This is a genomic window from Bacillus sp. LR_5 (genome assembly GCF_042709275.1).
Genome location: NZ_JAVAXX010000663.1, coordinates 1 through 830, shown reverse-complemented (window position 1 = coordinate 830; position 830 = coordinate 1). Strand labels below are relative to the sequence as shown.

The 830-nt window shown below is 40.1% G+C and carries 2 protein-coding genes; both read left to right on the top strand.

What is annotated here, in order from left to right; translation table 11 throughout:
- On the top strand, nucleotides 1-322 hold a 322-nt coding region (locus tag RAC86_RS39340), incomplete at its 5' end, for an amino acid kinase family protein (RefSeq protein WP_483861772.1).
- A 1-nt stretch (nucleotide 323) separates the two neighbouring features.
- The coding region (frr, locus tag RAC86_RS39335; RefSeq protein WP_377887030.1) for a ribosome recycling factor at nucleotides 324-830 on the top strand (507 nt) is incomplete at its 3' end.

The window sequence follows — 830 nt, the reverse complement described above, 5'->3', positions numbered from 1 at the left end:
TACAGGAAACCCATATTTCTCAACTGATACGACAGCTGCACTGCGGGCTGCTGAAATTGAAGCAGACGTTATTTTAATGGCTAAAAATAATGTTGACGGTGTGTATAATGCTGATCCTAGAAAAGATGAATCAGCTGTTAAGTATGAATCACTTTCTTATCTTGACGTTCTTAAAGACGGCCTGGAAGTCATGGATTCAACAGCATCATCTTTATGCATGGATAATGACATTCCGCTTATCGTCTTTTCTATTATGGAAGAAGGAAACATCAAACGTGCCGTTATCGGTGAATCAATCGGAACGATCGTGAGGGGGAAATAACGTGTCAAAAGAAGTATTAACTCAAACAAAAGAAAAAATGGAAAAAGCAATTGCTGCTTATCAACGTGAATTGGCTACTGTACGCGCAGGGCGTGCAAATCCATCTCTATTAGATAAAGTAACGGTAGAATATTACGGAGCACAGACACCTTTAAATCAGCTGTCTTCTATTAACGTGCCTGAAGCTCGTATGCTCGTTGTAACGCCATACGACAAATCAGCAATCGGCGATATCGAAAAAGCGATTTTAAAAGCTGATTTAGGTATTACGCCAACAAGTGACGGCAATATGATTCGAATTGCGATTCCGGCGTTAACGGAAGAAAGACGGAAAGAATTAGTGAAAGTTGTAAAAAAATATGCTGAAGACGCGAAAGTAGCTGTCCGTAACGTTCGCCGTGATGCTAACGATGATCTCAAAAAACTTGAGAAAAACGGAGACATTACTGAGGATGAACTGCGTGCTTCAACTGAAGACGTTCAAAAACTGACAGATGAATATGTGTCA